The organism is bacterium, from assembly GCA_023228325.1.
In the GTDB taxonomy this organism is placed as follows: domain Bacteria; phylum Auribacterota; class UBA6266; order UBA6266; family UBA6266; genus UBA6266.
Genome location: JALOBK010000016.1, coordinates 1 through 7,100, shown reverse-complemented (window position 1 = coordinate 7,100; position 7,100 = coordinate 1). Strand labels below are relative to the sequence as shown.

Genomic DNA, 7,100 nt, shown 5'->3' with positions numbered 1-7,100 from the left:
ATAGCGTGGCAAAGTGGGTTAACCCGAGATCAATTCCCACGGATCTCTCATTCACGGGAAGTGAATTTTTTTCCACTTCACAGGAAAAAGAAGCCCACCATTTGCCAATGATATCTCTTGTCAACACGAGAATCTTTATTTTTCCCACAATCGGTCGGTGAAGAACAATCTTCATTTCACCAATCTTGGATATATGTATCTTCTTGCCAGACAACTTATATCCACTCTGTGGAAATGTTAAAGATTTATATCGTTGCGAAGACCTAAACCTCGGATATCCGGGATTTTCTTTTAACTTGCAACGCTGGAAGAAATTCTTGAATGCTCTATCAACGCGAACACACACGTCTTGCAATGTTTGTGAGTGACAAACTTTGAGACTCTGATTTTCTTTCTTCAATGCTGGGAGCATATTGATTGTTTCGAATTTCGAAACAGATCTCTTTTCCTGTTCCCAAATATTCTTCCGAGTCTCAATAATGTGGTTATACACAAAACAACAATTAGACAGAATAATACCCAATTTCCTCCGCTGGAGTTTATTGGGATATATTCTGTATTTAAATGTTTTCATCATTGCAAGCAACAAATCTCCTTTTCAATGAAAGAATTTAAGTTTGTTCATTTGAAAACAAATATACATTTTTTCATCGGTTCATCCACGGACTCACGTCCGTGGTTTTCCCGATTGGTTTATAAAAAATAATGAATTAATAATAGAAGAATGGATAAAAAAAATAAGTGAAGAAATATTGCACAATACACGGCTGAGATACACTCGACGTGATGATACTTACTCCATTCCTATCAGTTACCCATCAAATTATGGAATTATGTTTCACGGGGAGTTTCCAAATGATAATCAAACTGAAAATAGTTGATGGAAAATTGAAATGTATAAGTAATGATACGACAAATACTTATTATTTAGATTGGAATGAAGTTGAACTGAGTTACACATTATTATATAATGATGGTTATTTTACCCAACAAAATTTACGTAGCACAATTGCAATAGATCCTAGTTTTATAGAATCATCAGCCAACTAACAATTTTTAGATCAAAAAAAAGAGAAGGATATTATTCCTCCTCTTTTTCATAGTTCACTGGTGATTAAATTTCTTTTTGAAGTAGTGATTAAGATGATAGTTGACAAATAATATCCCAACACACATGAAGAAAGGGAAGAAAGGTTTATCGCTTATTGGTTGATTTTTATGGAATGATATCAGCATCAAAACAGCTAATGATCCTATATACAATTTCAATTCATCAATTGAAATCTTAAATTCGAGGATTGTTTTGTAGATAAAAACAATTGAATATACAATTCCAGTATAGATAAAAAATGCAGAAAAAACAGCGAGAACATATCCCACGTAGAAATTCATTCCGATGATTTCTACCTTTTTCGTGAAAAGCATGATGATTGTGAGAATAAGAGATGGGATTGCGATTGAGATGAAATTTGTCATTTTTCCTCCAGAAATAAATAATTAGAAATTTATATATTAAATTGAAATTGTTTTCATGAGTGGGGATGAAAACCATAATCCCCACTCATATAATGAGAAAAAAGGAGGAATGATGGAATTCAAGGAGAAAACATCATTCCATTAAATAAATATATGTTTTTATTTAATCTTTAAAAAATGAAAGGAGTTAATCTTAAAAATGATTAATTTAATTTATACTTTAGAACCTAATACGAATTCTAAAAACTCAATATTCTTATCCGGACCAACGCACAGAAAATTAAGTGATAATTTAAATCCAGTAGATATTAAATCGTGGAGAAGTAAAGCAATAGAAGAATTAGAAAAATTAGGATTCGATGGTGATATATTTATTCCAGAATGGAGAAAAAATATTAAACCAGAAACCTGGACACATTCCAGACAAATAGATTGGGAATTAAAATATCTAAATAAATCAACGGTGATTATGTTTTGGATTCCTAGAAACATGAAAGATCTCCCAGGGTTAATAACTAATTTAGAATTTGGAGAATGGTTAAAATCTGGAAAGATAGCTTGTGGTGCACCATCAGATGCAGAAAGAAATGATTATCTGATTGAAAGATGCAATAGACAGAATGTTAAATGGCATACTGAAATTTCTGAGATTTGTAAAGATGCATTACAATTAATTAAATCCAAATCAGAATATATTCCTAAGATATTTTTCACATCAGACACACATTTTAGCGATCCAAGAACATTGTTATTTTCTAGAAGACCTTTTAGTTCTGTCGAAGAGATGGATTATGAATTAGTTAAGAGATGGAATATGATTGTTAATGAAAAAGATATAGTTTATCATCTTGGAGATTTTGGCAATCCAAAATTTATTAAAATGCTTAATGGGAGCAGGATATATCTTGTTCCGGGAAATTATGATACTGAATTTTTTATTAATGAATTAAAGAAAGATAATAGAGTTGAAATTCTTCTTAAAGGCGGAGTAAGAATAAAAGATTTTTATATTAGACATGAACCAATAGGATTGCTAAATCACCTAGTAGGTGATGATACATTTTATTTATACGGTCATGTTCATAAATTATCTATGGTAAAAAAGAATGGATTAAATGTTGGTGTAGATTGCCATAATTTCACTCCGATATCTTATGATGAGGTTTTGTTTTTCAAGAATGCTATTTTAAAGCATTATGATCAGAATGTTTTTGTGAATGAAATGTGAGGCGAAATATGGTAAAAAATAGTATAGAAGACTGTAGAGATTATGTTGATAATATGAATATGTTTGATGATTATTATTGTGAACCATTTCCAGAATCAATTCAGAATTGGATAGATTATTTAAAAGAAAATGAGTATATTCTAAAAGTAGATGATTCAAAATTTTTTGGAGATTGTGATAGATATTATGGGGATAAATCAGGAATGGTTAGAGTTGAATATTTGAGTGTCATGAGAGATTTTCCTTAAGGAGGAACAATAAATGCTTAAATTCATTAAACTTCACGATCTGAGTGAAAATCCGGTTTATGTATCGGTGGATTTGATAGGTCATTTTAGATTATCTAGACCAATGGAAATGGAAGAGGGAGTGGAACCAGTCACACTATTATTCGATGCTGTCACTAAAGAAAAATATTTAAGAATAATAGAATCACCAGAGAAAATATTAGAATTAATTCATGATAGAGAAGGATGCTTAGTAGAGGCACTCAAAGATGGAAAAGATATAGTGGACAATACAGTATGCAGAGATGATAATTGTAAAATGAAATATGAAGATTCTAAATGTCTTGGATGCTATATAAATGATTGGAAAGAAAATGTTGATTATTTAGTGGAGGATAAAAAATAGAATGGGAAAATTTGGACCTTTGACTATTGGTATTGCTTTGTGGTTCATCGGTGGGATTATTGAAATTTGTATACTAATAAAAAACCGAAATGAAAATCCTTATTATGATCCGGATTATCTTTTAAATGATCCAGTCGCGGATGTTTTATCTTATCTTATTTGTTTAATAATATGGCCTTTCATAGAATTAGAAATATTTTTTACTTGGTTGGAATTTAAATTTAAAAGGAAGGAATGAAATAAAATGTTTTGGAAACCAATGACTGAGATGACTGATGAAACAAGAAAGTTATCATCAAAGTGTGAAATAGATATAGTATTTAAGGATAAGAGAGGTTGTGTAAGTGGTTTATGGAATTATATTGGGTTCTGCCGAGAAGAAGAAATGTGGGAACTTTACGGTGATATGGATCGAATGGAACCGGAGGGAGATTTTACCCACTTCGGAATAATTTCTAAGGAATAATTTTATGAAAAAAAGGAGATGTATGTGAAAAATTTATCCGAGATTACACTAAAAGAAATGATGGAGAATCTCGATTCATTTTGTAAAAAAAATGAAAAAAATTTAGCAAACTATAGAATAGAAATATATCCATTAATAAAAATTGATCTTGAAAAAGATAAATGTGAAACAAAAGCAATTCCTAATTCTGTTGTATTTTATGATGTGGAGTCTGGAGAAGAATTTGATTTTTCAGAAGTTCCCAATATTTAGAAAGAAAGAGGAGTGAGAATTGAAATGTGGATTCCAGCAAATGAAATTACAGAAAAAACTTTTAAGGACGGAATTTATGTGTTAGTGAGACGAGATAACTCTTCTGACAGAAAAGAATTGGATGAATTTTTTGTAGGTAAATACTCATGGGATTTATTTATGTCCGGTTATCCGTGGGCATATTCAAAAGAATCTATAACCCATATTATGGAAATTCCTAAAATATAATTGGAGGTGATTTGTGTATTGTGAGAGAATATATTTTGACTTTGATATCAATTTAAATCCATATGTGAGAGTATATTATGATCATGAATTAGAAAACATTGCAAAAAACTTCGGACTAGATAGAAGTAAATTTAAAACAATACCACTAAAAATTGGAAAAATAACTGAAGATCTATATATGGAATCAAATGGATTTAATAATGTCGGAACAATTACTGAAATATATTTGGAGAAATTTCATATAGTCAGTGGTGTGTGTTTGATAAACTGCGGACATAACAAAACACATTTTGCAGATTATTTAATAAAAAATCCAACTATTAAAGCAGCTGTAGTGAGATATAAGAATAAAGATAATACTGACGACTTAAAATTATTATTTGGATATGTGGATAAACAAGAAGCGATAGATTCTTTCTTTCTTGATAGAAGTCTGCCGGTAACATGTGGAAGCATATCATCTGGATTCAATTGTGATATTTGATATAAGTATATTATATATTACAAATCACTAAGAAGGAGATTTAGATGTTAGACTATTTAATTATTTATTTCGGGATTGGATCTCTGCTTGCCCTAATAATAATACTATATGGATATATTTTATTCTACAAAGGTGAAACGGATGCATGTATATTTGAACTTAGAGATCTTATTGTGTTTGGAATATTAATATGGCCATATACTTTACTGAGTATAATTTATGATATGCTGGAAGATATTAAATTTAATTTTGGAGAAAGGAAGAAATAAAAAATGAATCTCATTTTGCCTAAGCATGAATGCAGTCTAACATTGACACACAACATTCATAAAGACTACTATAGAAGCGCAAAGGAACACATAGAAGAAATGGAATCCGTGGAACTATGGGATCTTGATGATTGGGTGTCTCCAGAAGAAAGACGGAAAGCAATGGATACCAATGAAATATGGCAGTTAGATTGGTATCCGGACACTCCGGTTGGATATAATAAAATTATGGCTTCATCATTGCGTGTAATCATGGAATATATTGAAAAGAATAAGGAGGTTTTTGGAGTGTATGAAGAAAAATAAAATAGTATCAGATTTAGTGAGATTTATTGATAGATACATAAAAAAAGTTTTAAATTCCCAAGTACCAGATGAAGAATTGACACTGGCGTTTGAAGAGAGAATTGATGATGCAAGGAAATTCTATAGTAATTACTGTAGAAATCTTAAAAGAAAAAAAATGATAACTAAATATTCCGTGAAGAAAAGAAAAGATGGAACGGGATTGGATATTACAATATTCCCAACTAAAACTTGTGAAGATATAGATTTCAAATGTATTATTAACGGAGAAAAGGAAATAGAAGTAGCATGCTCAATCAATGGGAACAATAATTTATGAAAATAAATATAGAAAAATTAAGAGAATTACACGATCAAGTTAAAATGCATCCATTTAGAGAAGCATTTAATACAATATATATAAATTCGTATGAAAAAGTATTAGATGAATTTGCAGGAGAAACGCTGATAAAATTGAAAGAATACGCAGAAATAAATAAAATAAACACGAGTGGATTATATAACTTCATGCACAATTTTAGAAGTACAATATATAGTTTTTGTTACCATAAAGGTAAAAATCCACTATATACAGAGATGATTGAAAAAAACATAGGATATATTCATAGATTTATTGAAACTGGAGAATTTAAAAAATTCGAAACATATTATAGTGGGTGCAATATTTACAAATCAATGAATAGACAAAGAGTTTGGATATTGAAAAATAAAAGATATTCCCCAGTCTATGATAAAGAAGAACTAGAAAATATAATAAGTGAAATAGAGGAGTATTTGAAGAAACATGAACCAGGAATAATGTTATATAATGAAGAAGATTTAAATTGTTTCAAAAAGAGATTGAGATCATTGGAAGGAAGTAATAATGAAAAATAAACAAAAAGAAAAATCAATATACTGCGCTGGATGTTGTTGGAAAATATTCTATGAATCCCATATGTGCCAGAAATATAGAGATGATAATGGGAATCTCGTGGATTTAAAACGTGATAAAAATGATGTGTTAAAATGTTGGAAATGTATTAATAATTCTCGTAGTGAAATGTTAGATAATGAAGATAAAGAATTATATATGGTACATTTTTTTAATAAAGAAATGAATGATTTAATAACAGAATTTTATTGTAATTGCACACCAAACAAAGAATTACTAAAAAAAATTGTGGAAAAATACGAAGAATACTGTGTTAAATTAGAAGGAGTTGATCCAACTGTATATCACTGGATCATCCAAAATCATAAATAAAGGAGATTGTGAATTAGATTATGAAAAAAGGATTAACTGAAATTATTTGTATTCTTGACAGATCAGGATCTATGGCCAATATTATTGATGATAGTATTGGTGGATTAAATGAATTCTTAGACAAGCAAAGAGAATTGCCAGGGGAAGCTAGAGTCACTATTGTTTTATTTGACAATGACACCGAAATATTGCACAATAACACAAATATTAAAGATATTCCCAGAATCACTAAGGATGTTTATTATCCTAGGGGAATGACTGCATTATATGATGCGATGTGCAAAACAATCGATGATGTCGGTATTAGGTTGAGAAAGACTAAAGAAAGTCAAAGACCAGAAAAGGTGATTGTTGTTGTCATCACAGATGGTCAGGAAAATGCTAGCAGATATTTTAGGGATATGGAAATGGTTAGAGAAAGAGTTACACATCAAACAGAAAAGTATAGTTGGAATTTTGTATTCTTAGCTGCAAATCAAGATGCATTTTCAAGTGGAACAGCATTAGGAATT

The 7,100-nt window shown here is 29.9% G+C and carries 17 protein-coding genes; 15 read left to right on the top strand and 2 right to left on the bottom strand.

The window, feature by feature from the left end:
- Window positions 1-574: transposase (locus M0R36_10835; protein MCK9556284.1), on the bottom strand; the 574-nt coding region annotated here is incomplete at its 3' end.
- Window positions 575-855: 281 nt separating this feature from the next.
- On the opposite strand from M0R36_10835, the gene M0R36_10830 reads away from it, so the two are divergent.
- The gene (locus M0R36_10830; protein MCK9556283.1) at window positions 856-1,050 is read left to right on the top strand and encodes a hypothetical protein; all 195 of its coding nucleotides are present in this window, start codon (window positions 856-858) and stop codon (window positions 1,048-1,050) included.
- Between the two features lie 54 nt (window positions 1,051-1,104).
- Here the strand turns inward: M0R36_10830 and M0R36_10825 are convergent, their stop codons facing one another.
- Complete coding sequence (locus M0R36_10825) at window positions 1,105-1,476, bottom strand: hypothetical protein (protein MCK9556282.1); 372 nt, start codon at window positions 1,474-1,476, stop codon at window positions 1,105-1,107.
- Between the two features lie 199 nt (window positions 1,477-1,675).
- Between M0R36_10825 and M0R36_10820 the strand changes: the two genes are divergently transcribed.
- From M0R36_10820 to M0R36_10755, 14 genes are all read left to right on the top strand, one after another.
- On the top strand, window positions 1,676-2,704 hold the full coding sequence (locus M0R36_10820) for a metallophosphoesterase family protein (GenBank protein MCK9556281.1): 1,029 nt from the start codon (window positions 1,676-1,678) through the stop codon (window positions 2,702-2,704).
- 8 nt (window positions 2,705-2,712) lie between these two features.
- Entirely contained in the window at window positions 2,713-2,952 is a 240-nt protein-coding gene (locus M0R36_10815) for a hypothetical protein (protein ID MCK9556280.1), read from the top strand.
- A gap of 13 nt (window positions 2,953-2,965) precedes the next feature.
- Complete coding sequence (locus M0R36_10810; GenBank protein ID MCK9556279.1) at window positions 2,966-3,337, top strand: hypothetical protein; 372 nt, start codon at window positions 2,966-2,968, stop codon at window positions 3,335-3,337.
- Window position 3,338: 1 nt separating this feature from the next.
- On the top strand, window positions 3,339-3,575 hold the full coding sequence (locus tag M0R36_10805; GenBank protein MCK9556278.1) for a hypothetical protein: 237 nt from the start codon (window positions 3,339-3,341) through the stop codon (window positions 3,573-3,575).
- Between the two features lie 21 nt (window positions 3,576-3,596).
- Entirely contained in the window at window positions 3,597-3,803 is a 207-nt protein-coding gene (locus tag M0R36_10800; protein ID MCK9556277.1) for a hypothetical protein, read from the top strand.
- Window positions 3,804-3,827: 24 nt separating this feature from the next.
- A complete protein-coding gene (locus tag M0R36_10795) occupies window positions 3,828-4,055 on the top strand; it encodes a hypothetical protein (protein ID MCK9556276.1) in 228 nt (75 codons plus the stop codon).
- Between the two features lie 12 nt (window positions 4,056-4,067).
- Window positions 4,068-4,283 (top strand): hypothetical protein, encoded by a 216-nt coding sequence (locus M0R36_10790; protein MCK9556275.1) that lies wholly within the window; start codon window positions 4,068-4,070, stop codon window positions 4,281-4,283.
- A 13-nt stretch (window positions 4,284-4,296) separates the two neighbouring features.
- On the top strand, window positions 4,297-4,767 hold the full coding sequence (locus M0R36_10785; GenBank protein MCK9556274.1) for a hypothetical protein: 471 nt from the start codon (window positions 4,297-4,299) through the stop codon (window positions 4,765-4,767).
- A 44-nt stretch (window positions 4,768-4,811) separates the two neighbouring features.
- Entirely contained in the window at window positions 4,812-5,036 is a 225-nt protein-coding gene (locus M0R36_10780; GenBank protein ID MCK9556273.1) for a hypothetical protein, read from the top strand.
- 3 nt (window positions 5,037-5,039) lie between these two features.
- Window positions 5,040-5,342 carry a hypothetical protein gene (locus M0R36_10775; protein ID MCK9556272.1) on the top strand — a complete coding sequence of 101 codons (303 nt, stop codon included), beginning with the start codon at window positions 5,040-5,042 and terminating at the stop codon, window positions 5,340-5,342.
- Window positions 5,329-5,661, top strand: a complete 333-nt coding sequence (locus M0R36_10770) for a hypothetical protein (GenBank protein ID MCK9556271.1) — start codon at window positions 5,329-5,331, stop codon at window positions 5,659-5,661. Before M0R36_10775 ends, M0R36_10770 begins: the two co-directional genes overlap by 14 nt.
- On the top strand, window positions 5,658-6,218 hold the full coding sequence (locus M0R36_10765) for a hypothetical protein (GenBank protein ID MCK9556270.1): 561 nt from the start codon (window positions 5,658-5,660) through the stop codon (window positions 6,216-6,218). The genes M0R36_10770 and M0R36_10765 overlap by 4 nt, the downstream gene beginning before the upstream one ends.
- The gene (locus tag M0R36_10760) at window positions 6,208-6,588 is read left to right on the top strand and encodes a hypothetical protein (protein MCK9556269.1); all 381 of its coding nucleotides are present in this window, start codon (window positions 6,208-6,210) and stop codon (window positions 6,586-6,588) included. The genes M0R36_10765 and M0R36_10760 overlap by 11 nt, the downstream gene beginning before the upstream one ends.
- Before the next feature lie 20 nt (window positions 6,589-6,608).
- Window positions 6,609-7,100, top strand: a 492-nt coding sequence (locus tag M0R36_10755; protein ID MCK9556268.1) for a VWA domain-containing protein, incomplete at its 3' end; no start/stop codon positions are given.